At 60.6% G+C, this 13,550-nt stretch carries 16 protein-coding genes; 12 read left to right on the top strand and 4 right to left on the bottom strand.

Going from position 1 to position 13,550, the window contains the following annotated elements:
- Nucleotides 1-19 precede the first annotated feature (19 nt).
- A complete protein-coding gene (argB, locus tag ACFZPT_RS01480) occupies nucleotides 20-925 on the top strand; it encodes an acetylglutamate kinase (protein ID WP_099312923.1) in 906 nt (301 codons plus the stop codon).
- 99 nt (nucleotides 926-1,024) lie between these two features.
- On the opposite strand, the gene pyrE is transcribed toward argB, so the two are convergent.
- Complete coding sequence (gene pyrE, locus ACFZPT_RS01475; RefSeq protein WP_034101480.1) at nucleotides 1,025-1,669, bottom strand: orotate phosphoribosyltransferase; 645 nt, start codon at nucleotides 1,667-1,669, stop codon at nucleotides 1,025-1,027.
- Nucleotides 1,670-1,751: 82 nt separating this feature from the next.
- Here pyrE and ACFZPT_RS01470 point away from each other — a divergent pair, with 82 nt between their 5' ends.
- Nucleotides 1,752-2,531 carry an exodeoxyribonuclease III gene (locus ACFZPT_RS01470; protein ID WP_003195493.1) on the top strand — a complete coding sequence of 260 codons (780 nt, stop codon included), beginning with the start codon at nucleotides 1,752-1,754 and terminating at the stop codon, nucleotides 2,529-2,531.
- Between the two features lie 58 nt (nucleotides 2,532-2,589).
- Here the strand turns inward: ACFZPT_RS01470 and ACFZPT_RS01465 are convergent, their stop codons facing one another.
- Together ACFZPT_RS01465 and rph are read right to left on the bottom strand one after the other, a co-directional pair.
- Nucleotides 2,590-2,958: a DUF4870 domain-containing protein gene (locus ACFZPT_RS01465; protein ID WP_034101481.1), complete on the bottom strand. Its 369-nt coding sequence runs from the start codon at nucleotides 2,956-2,958 to the stop codon at nucleotides 2,590-2,592.
- A 23-nt stretch (nucleotides 2,959-2,981) separates the two neighbouring features.
- Complete coding sequence (rph, locus tag ACFZPT_RS01460) at nucleotides 2,982-3,704, bottom strand: ribonuclease PH (RefSeq protein ID WP_034101482.1); 723 nt, start codon at nucleotides 3,702-3,704, stop codon at nucleotides 2,982-2,984.
- Between the two features lie 214 nt (nucleotides 3,705-3,918).
- Between rph and ACFZPT_RS01455 the strand changes: the two genes are divergently transcribed.
- From ACFZPT_RS01455 to ACFZPT_RS01430, 6 genes are all read left to right on the top strand, one after another.
- A complete protein-coding gene (locus tag ACFZPT_RS01455; protein ID WP_034101483.1) occupies nucleotides 3,919-4,782 on the top strand; it encodes a YicC/YloC family endoribonuclease in 864 nt (287 codons plus the stop codon).
- A gap of 10 nt (nucleotides 4,783-4,792) precedes the next feature.
- A complete protein-coding gene (gmk, locus tag ACFZPT_RS01450) occupies nucleotides 4,793-5,413 on the top strand; it encodes a guanylate kinase (RefSeq protein ID WP_034139821.1) in 621 nt (206 codons plus the stop codon).
- Between the two features lie 167 nt (nucleotides 5,414-5,580).
- Nucleotides 5,581-5,844, top strand: a complete 264-nt coding sequence (gene rpoZ, locus ACFZPT_RS01445; protein WP_003176920.1) for a DNA-directed RNA polymerase subunit omega — start codon at nucleotides 5,581-5,583, stop codon at nucleotides 5,842-5,844.
- A 60-nt stretch (nucleotides 5,845-5,904) separates the two neighbouring features.
- Complete coding sequence (gene spoT / locus ACFZPT_RS01440) at nucleotides 5,905-8,010, top strand: bifunctional GTP diphosphokinase/guanosine-3',5'-bis pyrophosphate 3'-pyrophosphohydrolase (protein ID WP_034101485.1); 2,106 nt, start codon at nucleotides 5,905-5,907, stop codon at nucleotides 8,008-8,010.
- A 39-nt stretch (nucleotides 8,011-8,049) separates the two neighbouring features.
- Nucleotides 8,050-8,430 (top strand): RidA family protein, encoded by a 381-nt coding sequence (locus ACFZPT_RS01435; RefSeq protein WP_003176922.1) that lies wholly within the window; start codon nucleotides 8,050-8,052, stop codon nucleotides 8,428-8,430.
- A gap of 56 nt (nucleotides 8,431-8,486) precedes the next feature.
- The gene (locus ACFZPT_RS01430; RefSeq protein ID WP_034101486.1) at nucleotides 8,487-9,230 is read left to right on the top strand and encodes a hypothetical protein; all 744 of its coding nucleotides are present in this window, start codon (nucleotides 8,487-8,489) and stop codon (nucleotides 9,228-9,230) included.
- 63 nt (nucleotides 9,231-9,293) lie between these two features.
- Here the strand turns inward: ACFZPT_RS01430 and ACFZPT_RS01425 are convergent, their stop codons facing one another.
- Nucleotides 9,294-10,145, bottom strand: a complete 852-nt coding sequence (locus tag ACFZPT_RS01425) for an SDR family oxidoreductase (protein WP_034101487.1) — start codon at nucleotides 10,143-10,145, stop codon at nucleotides 9,294-9,296.
- Nucleotides 10,146-10,336: 191 nt separating this feature from the next.
- On the opposite strand from ACFZPT_RS01425, the gene exbB reads away from it, so the two are divergent.
- The 4 genes from exbB (at nucleotide 10,337) to ACFZPT_RS01405 (ending at nucleotide 13,549) form a co-directional block, all read left to right on the top strand.
- The gene (gene exbB / locus ACFZPT_RS01420; protein WP_034101488.1) at nucleotides 10,337-11,305 is read left to right on the top strand and encodes a tonB-system energizer ExbB; all 969 of its coding nucleotides are present in this window, start codon (nucleotides 10,337-10,339) and stop codon (nucleotides 11,303-11,305) included.
- A 6-nt stretch (nucleotides 11,306-11,311) separates the two neighbouring features.
- Nucleotides 11,312-11,737: a TonB system transport protein ExbD gene (gene exbD / locus ACFZPT_RS01415; RefSeq protein WP_003195519.1), complete on the top strand. Its 426-nt coding sequence runs from the start codon at nucleotides 11,312-11,314 to the stop codon at nucleotides 11,735-11,737.
- Nucleotides 11,734-12,486 carry an energy transducer TonB gene (locus tag ACFZPT_RS01410; RefSeq protein ID WP_034101489.1) on the top strand — a complete coding sequence of 251 codons (753 nt, stop codon included), beginning with the start codon at nucleotides 11,734-11,736 and terminating at the stop codon, nucleotides 12,484-12,486. Before exbD ends, ACFZPT_RS01410 begins: the two co-directional genes overlap by 4 nt.
- Nucleotides 12,487-12,628: 142 nt before the next feature.
- A complete protein-coding gene (locus tag ACFZPT_RS01405; protein WP_034101490.1) occupies nucleotides 12,629-13,549 on the top strand; it encodes a hydrogen peroxide-inducible genes activator in 921 nt (306 codons plus the stop codon).
- Nucleotide 13,550 lies beyond the last annotated feature (1 nt).

Raw genomic sequence — 13,550 nt, 5'->3', positions numbered from 1 at the left:
TCTTTTACCGGAGCCCTGAATGACCCTCGAACGCGAAGCCGCTGCCAACACCGCCAAGGTCCTGTCCGAAGCGTTGCCTTATATTCGACGCTACGTCGGCAAGACGCTGGTGATCAAGTACGGCGGCAATGCCATGGAAAGCGACGAGCTGAAAACCGGCTTTGCCCGCGACATCGTGCTGATGAAGGCCGTGGGCATCAACCCGGTGGTGGTGCATGGTGGCGGCCCGCAAATCGGCGACCTGCTCAAGCGTTTGTCGATCGAGAGTCATTTTATCGATGGCATGCGCGTCACTGACGCGCAGACCATGGACGTGGTGGAGATGGTCCTCGGCGGCCAGGTAAACAAAGACATCGTCAATCTGATCAACCGTCACGGCGGCAGCGCCATCGGCCTGACCGGCAAGGACGCGGAGCTGATCCGCGCGAAAAAACTGACGGTCACCCGTCAGACGCCGGAAATGACCCAGCCGGAAATCATCGATATCGGCCAAGTGGGCGAAGTGATCGATATCAACACCGACCTACTGAACCTGCTGGTAAAAGGCGACTTCATCCCGGTGATCGCGCCCATCGGCGTGGGCGCCAACGGTGAGTCCTACAACATCAACGCCGACCTGGTGGCCGGCAAGGTGGCCGAGGCATTGAAGGCTGAAAAGCTGATGCTGCTGACCAATATCGCCGGCCTGATGGACAAGCAGGGCAAAGTGTTGACCGGCCTGACCACCCAACAAGTCGACGATCTGATCGCCGACGGCACCATCTACGGCGGCATGCTGCCGAAGATTCGTTGTGCCCTCGAAGCGGTGCAGGGCGGTGTGGGCAGCTCGCTGATCATCGATGGCCGCGTACCGAACGCGGTATTGCTGGAGATCTTCACCGACACCGGCATGGGCACGCTGATCAGCAACCGCAAGCGCCCCTAAGCGCTGAATACAAAAAGGCCCCCGTTCAATCCGATTGAACGGGGGCCTTTTTTATGCGGGACCTGTAAGCACTGCCAGTCAAGGTGGCAGGGGCCTGTGTCAGACCCCAAACTGCTCGCGGTATGCACGTACAGCAGGCAAGTGCTGCTTGAGCTGCGGGTCATCTTCCAGGAACTGCAACACCTGGTTCAACGACACAATACTCACCACCGGAATGCCGAAATCGCGCTCAACTTCCTGGATCGCCGACAACTCACCGTTGCCGCGTTCCTGGCGGTTCAGTGCAATCAGCACGCCGGCCGCTTTAGCGCCTTCCTGGGAAGCGATGATCTGCATCACTTCACGGATCGCGGTGCCGGCCGTAATCACATCATCGATGATCAACACATCGCCAGTCAGTGGCGCGCCGACCAGACTACCGCCCTCGCCATGGGCCTTGGCTTCTTTACGGTTGAAGCACCAAGGCAAATCGCGCCCATGATGCTCGGCCAGGGCCACGGCCGTAGCGGCGGCCAAAGGGATGCCTTTGTAGGCGGGGCCAAACAGCACGTCGAAGGACATACCGCTTTCAACGATGGCTGCCGCGTAGAAACGGCCCAACTGCGCCAGGGCCGAACCGGAGTTGAACAGGCCGGCATTGAAGAAATACGGGCTGGTCCGCCCGGACTTGAGGGTGAACTCACCGAAGCGCAAAACCCCGCGATCGATGGCAAAACGAATGAAATCGCGTTGATACGCCTGCATGAAAAAAGCCTCAGATACCACGGATTTAGCTAATTAGGTAGACGGCGTGTATCATACACGCACGCGATTTTTGGGGCCATTTATGCGGATCATCAGTGTGAACGTTAATGGTATTCAGGCTGCAGTCGAGCGTGGTTTGCTCAGTTGGCTGCAAGCCCAGAATGCCGACGTCATCTGCCTGCAGGACACCCGCGCCTCCGCCTTTGAACTGGACGACCCAGCCTTCCAACTGGATGGCTACTTCCTTTATGCCTGCGATGCCGAAGTGCCCACCCAAGGTGGCGTGGCTTTGTACTCGCGGTTGCAACCCAAGGCGGTCATCAGCGGCCTCGGCTTCGAGACAGCCGACCGCTACGGGCGCTACCTGCAAGCCGATTTCGACAAGGTCAGCATCGCGACCTTGCTGCTTCCATCAGGGCAGAACGGCGATGAAGACTTGAACCAGAAGTTCAAGCTAATGGACGATTTCGCCCGTTATCTGGATAAACAGCGGCGCAAACGTCGCGAGTACATTTATTGTGGCTCGCTGTACGTGGCGCAACAGAAGCTGGATATCAAGAACTGGCGCGACAGCCAGCAATCCCCAGGCTTCCTGGCGCCGGAACGGGCCTGGATGGACGAGATTGTCGGCAACATGGGTTACGTCGATGCCCTGCGCGAAGTCAGCCGTGAAGGCGATCAGTACAGCTGGTGGCCGGACAACGAACAGGCCGAGATGCTCAACCTGGGCTGGCGTTTCGATTACCAGTTGCTGACCCCAGGCCTGCGCCGATTCGTTCGCAGCGCACGCCTGCCGCGCCAGCCGCGCTTCTCGCAACACGCGCCGCTGATCGTGGACTACGACTGGACGCTGACCATCTGAGGTCTTTTCCCAGGCACAAAAAAACCGACATCGCTGTCGGTTTTTTTGTGGGCGGTCATTATTTAACCAAACGCCAGGTCAGCGGATAGCGATAAGCGATCCCCTTGTTGGCCTTGATGCCGCCAATGATGGTCAGCACCACAGTGGCAATCGCCAGGGCCGTCATCAGGAAAAAACCAATCACGGCGAATGCCAGCACGATACAAACCAACCAGGCGATAGCCACGGTGATCTGGAAGTTCAAGGCTTCCTTGCCCTGATCGTCGATGAACGGGTCCACTTCCTTTTTCATCTGCCACAGAATCAGCGGCCCAACGACACTGCCGAAAGGGAACACAAACCCGAGAAACGCCGCGAGATGGCACAGCATTGCGCTCTGCCGAACCTCGTAGGAAGGCGTAGGTACCGGCATTTGGCTGTCATTCATGGCGCTTCTCCTTGAGGCGGTTTTCAGTCGGCCAGGGCGGCGTTCTGCAGTTCGAAAATTTCGCTCATGCCTTTCTGGGCCAAGGCCAGCATGGCGTTCAGATCGGCCGGCTGGAATGGCGCGCCTTCGGCGGTGCCCTGCACTTCGATGAAACCACCGGTGCTGGTCATCACGACGTTCAGGTCGGTCTCGGCGGCGGAGTCTTCCAGGTAGTCCAGGTCCAGCACAGGCTCGCCCTGGTACATGCCGACCGACACGGCGGCGATCATCTGCTTGAGCGGGTCGCCGGCCTTGAGGCCGCCACGCTTCTTGATCACTTTCAAGGCGTCGACCAGGGCCACCATGGCGCCGGTGATGGACGCGGTACGGGTGCCGCCATCGGCCTGGATCACATCGCAGTCAACATACAGGGTCACGTCGCCCAGCTTGGACATGTCCAGGGCGGCGCGCAGGGAGCGGCCGATCAGGCGCTGGATTTCCAAGGTACGACCGCCTTGCTTGCCGCGGCTGGCCTCACGCTGGTTACGCTCGCCGGTGGCGCGAGGCAGCATGCCGTATTCAGCGGTCAACCAACCCTGACCCTGCCCCTTGAGGAAACGCGGCACGCCATTTTCGACGCTGACGGTGCAAATGACCTTGGTATCGCCAAACTCGACCAGTACGGATCCCTCGGCGTGTTTGGTGTAGTTGCGGGTGATGCGGATCGAGCGGAGCTGATCGGCAACGCGACCACTTGGACGTTTCATAGGGGATACCTGTACTGAGGACGAAAACTGCCGGGCATTATAGAGCCGCGAACCGCTTCGGGGCACTTCTAAAAATTCAGTTACGAATGCTCGGCCTGTCGGCCTTTGTTTGGGCGCACTCGCCCCACTGCGCTACAATCCTGCGCCTTCGCAGCCTGCCTGCTTCATTTACCCATCAGCCCGTGATCGCGGGACTGCAACGCGAGGTACCCGCATGGTGCACAGCATGACCGCCTTCGCCCGCGTCGAAAAAGCCGGCGTCCAGGGCACCCTGAGCTGGGAATTGCGCTCGGTCAACAGCCGCTACCTGGAGCCGCACTTGCGTCTGCCGGAGTCGTTCCGCGACCTGGAAGGCGCCGTGCGCGAAGCGCTGCGTCAGGGCATTTCCCGCGGCAAGCTGGAATGCACCCTGCGCTTTACCGAAGAAACCACCGGCAAACCCTTGCAGGTCGACCGCGAACGCGCGGCGCAACTGGTCGCCGCCGCCGAAACCATTGCCGACCTGATCCAGCGCCCCGCGCCGCTCAACCCTCTCGAAGTGCTGGCCTGGCCGGGCGTACTGGTAGCCGACGCTATCGACCCGCAGGCCCTGAATGCCGAAGCCCTCGCTTTGTTCAACCAAGGCCTGAAGGAACTCAAGGCCGGTCGTGAGCGAGAAGGTGCCGAGCTGGCCCGTCTGATCAACGAGCGCCTGACCTCGATCGAAGAGGATGTGTCGATCCTGCGCGAGCTGGTGCCGCAGATGCTGGCCACCCAACGCCAGAAGGTGCTCGACCGTTTCGCCGATATGAAGGCCGACCTCGACCCGACGCGGCTGGAGCAGGAAATGGTGCTGCTGGCGCAGAAAAGTGACGTCGCCGAAGAACTCGATCGCCTCAGCACCCACATCCTCGAAGTGCGCCGCGTGCTCAAGTCCGGCGGCGCCGCCGGTCGGCGCCTTGATTTCCTGATGCAAGAACTCAACCGCGAAGCCAATACACTGGGCTCCAAGGCCTTCGATCCGCGCAGCACCCAGGCGGCGGTCAACCTCAAAGTGTTGATCGAGCAGATGCGCGAACAAGTACAGAATATTGAGTAAGGCAACCTCCATGACCCACAGCACCGGCACCCTGTACATCATTTCCGCCCCTTCGGGCGCGGGCAAGAGCAGTCTGGTCAAGGCCCTGACCGACACCAACGATCAGATCCGCATCTCGATCTCCCACACCACCCGCGCCATGCGCCCGGGTGAGGTGAACGGCGTGCACTATCACTTCGTCGAGCGCACCGAGTTCGTGAAGATGATCGAGCACGGCGACTTCCTGGAACGCGCCGAGGTGTTCGGCAACCTCTACGGAACCTCGCAAAGCCACTTGCAGCAGACCCTGGACGAAGGCCATGACCTGATCCTGGAAATCGACTGGCAGGGCGCCGAACAGGTGCGCAAGCTGATGCCCAATGCGCGCTCGATCTTTATCCTGCCGCCCTCGCTGCAAGCCCTGCACCAACGCCTGACCAACCGTGGCCAGGACAGCGACGAGATCATCGATGGCCGCATGCGTGAAGCCGTCAGCGAAATGAGCCACTACGTCGACTACGATTACCTGATCATCAACGACGATTTTTCCCATGCGCTGGATGACCTGAAGGCGATTTTCCGCGCCAATCAGCTCCAGCAAAAGCGCCAACAACAGCGCTTTGGCAAATTACTGGCCGAACTGCTCGGCTGATTGACGCTTCCCAAAACCGCTGCAAGGGCTTTACATTGGCACTTGCAGCGGTTTGACGAGGCTCCGCGAAAAATCAGCGCTTCCCTAAACGCTGGTGATTTTTTAAACTGCTCAGTCCGCTCGCCCAACCGGGCAGCGCGCATCTTGCATTCGCTCCGAGGAATACCATGGCCCGCGTAACCGTTGAAGACTGCCTAGAACACGTGGATAACCGCTTTGAGCTGGTCATGCTCTCTACCAAGCGTGCCCGTCAATTGGCCACTGGCGGCAAAGAGCCTCTGGTCCAGTGGGAAAACGACAAGCCGACCGTTGTCGCCCTGCGTGAAATCGCTGAAGGCCTGATGAGCTACGAGTTCATCGCCAACGCCGAAATCGTTGAAGACGAACCGCTGTTCGCAGCGTTCGAGGACGAGTCCAACGAGGCCGTCTAAGCCTATGCCTGGTCGACGTAGCACGGTGCGGGGTCAAAGCCATCGGCAGGAGTTCACACTTTGCCGAGCATAGACGCCCTCGCCGATCGCTTATCGGCCTACCTCGGCCCAGACCAGGTCAATCTGGTCCGCCGAGCGTATTTCTACGCCGAACAAGCCCACGATGGCCAACGCCGCCGCAGTGGCGAGGCGTACGTCACCCATCCTCTTGCGGTGGCTAATATTCTTGCCGACATGCACATGGACCATCAGAGCCTGATGGCCGCGATGCTGCATGACGTGATCGAAGACACCGGAATCGCCAAGGAAGCTCTCAGCTCCCAATTCGGCGAAACCGTGGCCGAACTGGTCGACGGGGTCAGCAAACTGACCCAGATGAATTTCGAGACCAAGGCCGAAGCCCAGGCGGAAAACTTCCAGAAGATGGCCATGGCCATGGCCCGCGATATCCGCGTGATCCTGGTCAAACTGGCCGACCGGCTGCACAACATGCGCACGCTGGAAGTGCTGTCCGGCGAAAAACGCCGGCGCATCGCCAAGGAAACCTTGGAAATCTATGCGCCCATCGCCAACCGGCTGGGCATGCACGCCATTCGCATCGAATTCGAAGACCTCGGCTTCAAGGCGATGCATCCCATGCGCTCGGCGCGCATCTACCAGGCGGTCAAGCGTGCCCGGGGCAACCGCAAGGAAATCGTCAACAAGATCGAAGAGTCGCTGAGCCATTGCCTGGCCATCGACGAAATCGAAGGCGAGGTCAGTGGCCGGCAGAAGCACATCTACGGCATCTATAAAAAGATGCGCGGCAAGCGTCGGGCCTTCAACGAGATCATGGACGTGTATGCGTTCCGGATCATCGTCGACAAGGTCGACACTTGCTACCGCGTGCTCGGCGCTGTGCATAATCTGTACAAACCCCTGCCCGGCCGCTTCAAGGACTACATCGCCATCCCCAAGGCCAACGGCTATCAGTCGCTGCATACCACGCTGTTCGGGATGCATGGCGTGCCGATCGAGATCCAGATCCGCACCCGTGAAATGGAAGAAATGGCCAACAACGGCATCGCCGCCCATTGGCTGTACAAATCCAGTGGCGACGAGCAGCCCAAAGGCACCCATGCCCGCGCCCGCCAATGGGTCAAAGGCGTGCTGGAAATGCAGCAACGCGCGGGCAACTCCCTCGAATTTATCGAAAGCGTGAAAATCGACCTGTTCCCGGACGAGGTCTACGTGTTCACGCCCAAGGGGCGGATCATGGAGCTGCCCAAGGGCTCCACGGCGGTCGACTTTGCCTATGCGGTACACACCGACGTAGGCAACAGCTGCATCGCCTGCCGCATCAACCGGCGCCTGGCGCCACTGTCGGAGCCGCTGCAAAGCGGTTCCACCGTGGAGATCGTCAGCGCACCGGGCGCACGACCGAACCCGGCCTGGCTCAATTTCGTGGTCACCGGCAAGGCCCGCACACACATTCGCCACGCCCTGAAACTGCAGCGCCGTTCCGAGTCCGTCAGCCTGGGCGAGCGCCTGCTGAACAAGGTACTCAACGGTTTCGACAGCGCCCTGGACAAGATTCCCCAAGAACGCGTGCAGGCGATGCTTCACGAATATCGCCAGGAAACCATCGAAGACCTGCTGGAAGATATCGGCCTGGGCAACCGCATGGCCTACGTGGTCGCCCGCCGCCTGCTGGGCGAGGGCGAGCAATTGCCGAGCCCCGAAGGCCCGTTGGCGATTCGCGGCACCGAGGGCCTGGTGCTCAGCTACGCCAAATGCTGCACACCGATCCCGGGCGATCCGATCGTCGGCCACCTGTCCGCGGGCAAAGGCATGGTGGTGCACCTGGACAACTGCCGCAACATCTCCGAAATCCGGCACAACCCGGAAAAATGCATCCAGCTTTCGTGGGCCAAGGATGTCACCGGCGAATTCAACGTCGAACTGCGCGTTGAGCTGGAGCACCAGCGCGGCCTGATCGCCCTGCTGGCCAGCAGCGTCAACGCCGCCGACGGCAACATCGAAAAGATCAGCATGGACGAACGCGATGGTCGCATCAGCGTGGTCCAACTGGTGGTCAGCGTACACGACCGCGTACACCTGGCCCGCGTGATCAAGAAGCTGCGCGCCTTGACCGGGGTCATCCGCATTACCCGCATGCGTGCGTAGTTCTTCAACCCCGCCACTGCCTATTACAAGGAGTCATTCATGACCAAGACTGTTATCACCAGCGACAAAGCCCCGGCCGCCATCGGTACTTACTCCCAGGCAATCAAGGCAGGCAATACCGTCTACATGTCCGGCCAGATTCCTCTGGACCCAAAAACCATGGAACTGGTGGAAGGCTTCGAAGCCCAGACCGTGCAAGTCTTCGAAAACCTCAAGTCCGTGGCCGAAGCCGCCGGCGGTTCGTTCAAGGACATCGTCAAACTGAACATTTTCCTCACCGACCTGAGCCACTTCGCCAAGGTCAACGAGATCATGGGCAAGTACTTCGAACAGCCGTACCCAGCCCGTGCCGCCATCGGCGTGGCAGCCCTGCCAAAAGGCGCGCAGGTTGAGATGGACGCGATTCTGGTGATCGAGTAAAACACCCGGCGCAGCCCCCACAGGCTGCGCCGACCTCGTTTTAAAAGGATTTCATGATGCGCAAAGCGCTTGTAGCTTCTTCATTGCTCGCCCTGTTGCTCGGCGGCTGTGCCAGCAACCCTGCCGACCAAGACGTAAGCGGCACTTGGATCAATCAGGTCGCCATTGATGCGGCAGCCAAGGGCGGCCCTCTGCGTGAAGCGCTGCAAAGCTTTGGCCCGAACCTCGAATGGGAGGTCAACGTCAAGGCATCTCAAGCCCGTTACTACAACGGTTTTGAGGTCGCCGAAGGCAAGTTGCTCGGGCAACAATCCGGCGCCTGGAGCGTGGACTTCTATGGCAGCTCCGCCACCGAACTCAAGCGCAAAGGTAAGCAGTTGCTGCAAGTGGCCAACGATAACGAGCCCGAGCAACTGTTCGCCCGTGCTAAAGACCCAGCCCCGGAAGGCGCACCATTGGGCGCCAACTTCGAACGAGCGCTCTATGCCGCCTACCTGGGCGGCGACTGGAAAATCACCGACGGCTTCGGCAACGGCGCAATCGTGCAGTTCCAGGCCGACGGCAAGGTTGTCGGCCTACCCAAAGTCGACCGGTATTCGCTGTGCCTGGCAGGCGATTGCGCCTCTATGAGCGGCGGCTACGACAGCATCTGGCTGCAACTCAATGGCCAGGGCAACCCTTGGATTTTCATGCGCAAGGGCAAACAGCTGGAAATTTTCCAGGCGGTCAATACGGCACAGGCAGACGAAGTACCTTCGTTTACGCCAGGCCCACGCCAATGGCTGTTGGAAAAACAGTAACGACCCTTGCAGGCAGTTGAATGTGAGAGGGGCAGGCCCCTCCCACATTTTTCAGATCGTGTTTCAGCCCTTGAGGATCGCCGCGTAGCCTTCCCGGTAAGTCGGGTATGTCGGTACCCAGCCCAGCGCCTTGATCCGCGCGTTGCTGCATTGCTTGCTCCCCGCACGCCGCACACTGGCCTCGTCTGACCACTCTGTCACGCCCAGATAATCGCGCAGCCAGGCCACCACTTCGGCCAGCGGCGCCGGCGCGTCGTCCACACCGATATAGACCTTATCCAGCGAACCGCCCTGCTCCACATGCCGCAGCAAAAACGCGAGCAAGCCTGCTGCGTCGTCCGCGTGGATCCGGTTGCCATATAACGGTGGATCTACCGCCACCCGGTAACCTTGGCGCACCTGGGTCAGCAACCATTCGCGGCCTGGGCCGTAAATGCCGGTTAACCGCACAATGCTGGCAGGAATGCCGCTGTTCAAGGCAACCTGCTCGGCTTCGAGCATGATCTGCCCGGAATAGCCTTTGGCCTGGGTTTCGGACGTTTCGTCGACCCATTCACCGTTCTGCTGCCCATACACACTGCTGCTGGACACAAACAGCAGATGTTTGGGTTGCTGGCCGTAATCGCCGAGCCACTCCAGAACATGTTGCAGCCCCTGCACGTAAGCCGCGCGGTAGCCAGCTTCATCGTGATCGGTAGCGGCGGCGCAATACACCAGGTAATCCACGCCGCCGATTGGCCAGGTATCGGGGCAGTCCTTTTTGAACAGGTCACCGCCAATGCCGATCACCCCGACAGGCAAGCGCGAAATGTCGCGCCGCAGGCCGTACACCTCCCATTCCGAGGCAAGCAATTGGCTGGCTAACCGACTCCCCACATCGCCACATCCGACAATCACAACAGAAGGCGCGGACATCATAAAACTCCGTATTGAAAGGTCTAGGTTAGCCCTCTCAGTTGACCGACGGCCAGAAAAAGGGCAAATAAAGTTACTGTATTACTTCTGTTAACAAGAATTACTTGCAATAATGACCACCCATTTGTCCTCGCCCCTTGCTCTGGGTCTGGAAGGACAATCACTCATTCTTTCTCTCAGGTCCGGCCAGCATGACACGTAATACAACCCCCGCTTCGCCAACCAAGCCTCACAGCCCTTCCCGCGCCTGGCGCGCGATTGCTGCGCTGCTGTTCAGCGTTCTGCTGGCGCCGACCGCCGCATTCGCCGATGCAACCGCACCCGCCACACCTGCTGCCGCCGAGCAGAATGCCGCCACCCCGCCCGCACCGCCTGCCGCGCCAGTCGCCACCGACCCGGCCGCCCCGGCTGCGGACGACACCGGTGTGGTGCTGGAAGAGAACAACACCTTGGGCATGGCCCACGACCTGTCGCCCTGGGGTATGTACCAGAACGCTGACGTGGTGGTGAAAGCTGTGATGATCGGCCTGGCCATAGCCTCGATCATCACTTGGACCATCTGGATCGCCAAAGGCTTCGAGCTGCTGGGCGCCAAGCGTCGCCTGCGTACTGAAATCGTCCATCTGAAAAAGGCCACCACCCTCAAGGAAGCCAGCGAAAGCGCAGCCAAGAAAGGCACCCTGGCCAATACCCTGGTGCACGATGCACTGGAAGAGATGCGCCTGTCGGCCAACACTCGCGAAAAAGAAGGCATCAAAGAGCGTGTCGCCTTCCGCCTTGAGCGTCTGGTGGCTGCCTGCGGCCGCAACATGAGCAGCGGCACCGGCGTTCTGGCGACCATCGGCTCCACCGCACCGTTCGTAGGTCTGTTCGGCACCGTATGGGGCATCATGAACAGCTTTATCGGCATCGCCAAAACCCAGACCACCAACCTCGCCGTGGTTGCCCCCGGCATCGCCGAAGCCCTGCTGGCAACTGCTTTGGGTCTGGTGGCAGCGATCCCGGCAGTGGTGATCTACAACGTCTTCGCCCGCTCGATTGCCGGCTACAAGGCCCAGGTGTCGGACGCGTCGGCGGAAGTCCTGCTGCTGGTCAGCCGCGACCTCGACCACCTGCCTACCGAGCGCAGCTCGCAACCGCACATGGTGAAAGTGGGGTAATCGGCCATGGGCCTGCATTTGAATCAAGGCGACGACGAACTCGTCGAGAACCACGAAATCAACGTCACCCCGTTTATCGACGTGATGCTGGTGCTGCTGATCATCTTCATGGTGGCCGCACCGTTGGCCACCGTAGACATCAAGGTCGACCTGCCCGCCTCCAGCGCCAAACCGGCGCCACGGCCGGAAAAACCGATCTTCCTCAGCGTCAAGGCAGATCAACGTCTGTTCCTGGGCGAAGAAGAAGTCAAAGCCGAAACCCTGGGGCCGGTGCTCGACGCCAAGACTCAAGGCAAGAAGGACACGACGATCTTCTTCCAAGCCGACAAAGGCGTGGACTACGGCGATCTGATGAGTGTGATGGATGCCCTGCGGGCGGCCGGCTACCTCAAAGTTGGCCTGGTTGGACTTGAGACGGCAGCCAAGAAATGATCACGACGCGCCACAAACTGACGCGTTATGGCACCAGCCTCGCCGTCGTACTGGGCGTGCATGCCATCGCGATTGCCATCGCACTCCACTGGTCGGCGCCGCGCACGGTGCAGTTGCCGCCGGCTGCCATGGTCATCGACCTGGCGCCTGCTCCCGCACCGCCACCGCCTCCGGCCCCGCCGAAGGTGGTGACACCGCCGCAGCCGCCCGCCCCGGTGGAAGAGCTGCCGCTGCCAAAAATGGCCGAAGCGCCCAAGCCGACGATCCAGGTGCCCAAGCCGGTCAAGCCCAAGCCCAAACCCCAGCCGCCCAAGCCGGTGGAGAAAAAGCCCGAGCCGCCCAAGGAAAAACCTTCCGAGGAGCCACCGAGCGATACGCCGCCGACCCAAGCGCCACCGCAGAAATCGGCACAGCCTGCACCAGGGCCGTCGCCACAACAGCTGGCGGCCAAGGCGTCTTGGGAAGGCACGTTGCTGGCCCACTTGCAGAAGTACAAGAAGTATCCGCCAGGCGCCCAGGCCCGAGGCAAGGAAGGTCTGAACCGCCTGAAGTTCGTGGTCGATGCCGAAGGCAATGTGCTGTCCTACGAGCTGGTGGGCCTTTCCGGCAACGCCGACCTGGACCGCGCCACCCTGGACATGATCCGTCGTGCCCAACCGCTGCCCAAACCGCCGGCCGATATGGTCAAGAGCGGCAGCATCGAGATCGTTGCACCGTTCGTGTACAACATCGAAAAACGTCGTCGCTGAACATGAGCGTGGCGAGGGGCAACCCTCGTCACTTTCAGCAAAATCCTCAGCAGTTCCCACTCAATCCCTAACAAACTTCTGATAACGTGCGTCTATCGATTGCAGCCGGTATGCTTGGCTCGCAACCTCATGGACGCCCGCTATGACTCTTACAGAATTACGCTACATCGTGACCCTCGCCCAAGAGCAACACTTTGGCCATGCGGCCGAGCGCTGCCATGTCAGCCAGCCGACGCTGTCGGTGGGCGTGAAAAAGCTTGAAGACGAACTCGGTGTGCTGATTTTCGAGCGCAGCAAGAGCGCCGTGCGCCTCACGCCAGTAGGCGAAGGCATCGTCGCCCAGGCCCAAAAGGTGCTGGAGCAGGCGCAAAGCATTCGCGAACTGGCCCAGGCCGGCAAGAACCAACTGACCGCGCCGCTCAAGGTCGGGGCCATCTACACCGTCGGCCCATACCTGTTCCCGCACTTGATTCCGCAACTGCACCGCGTCGCGCCGCAGATGCCGTTGTATATCGAAGAGAACTTCACCCACGTACTGCGCGACAAACTGCGCAACGGCGAGCTGGATGCGATCATCATCGCCCTGCCGTTCAACGAAGCGGACGTGCTCACCCTGGCGCTCTACGACGAGCCGTTCCAGGTGCTGATGCCCGCCTCGCACCCGTGGACCAAAAAAGCCAGCATCGACGCTGCCCTGCTCAACGACAAGAGCCTGCTGCTGCTCGGTGAAGGCCACTGCTTCCGCGATCAGGTGCTGGAAGCCTGCCCGACCCTCACCAAGGGCAACGACGGCGCCAAGCACACCACCGTGGAATCCAGCTCCCTGGAAACCATCCGCCACATGGTCGCCTCGGGCCTGGGCATCTCGATCCTGCCGCTGTCGGCGGTGGACAGCCATCACTACGCTCCCGGCGTGATCGAAGTACGCCCGCTTACACCGCCGGTGCCGTTCCGCACGGTGGCCATCGCCTGGCGCGCCAGCTTCCCACGGCCCAAGGCGATTGAGATCCTCGCCGACTCCATCCGCCTGTGCTCGGTGGCCAAGCCGACTGCGGCGAGCTAAG

The sequence above is a fragment of the Pseudomonas sp. MD330_10 genome, assembly GCF_042610415.1.
GTDB lineage: Bacteria > Pseudomonadota > Gammaproteobacteria > Pseudomonadales > Pseudomonadaceae > Aquipseudomonas > Aquipseudomonas rhodesiae.
Note: the sequence above shows the minus strand (reverse complement) of the source record. Positions and strands in the feature narration are given on the sequence as shown.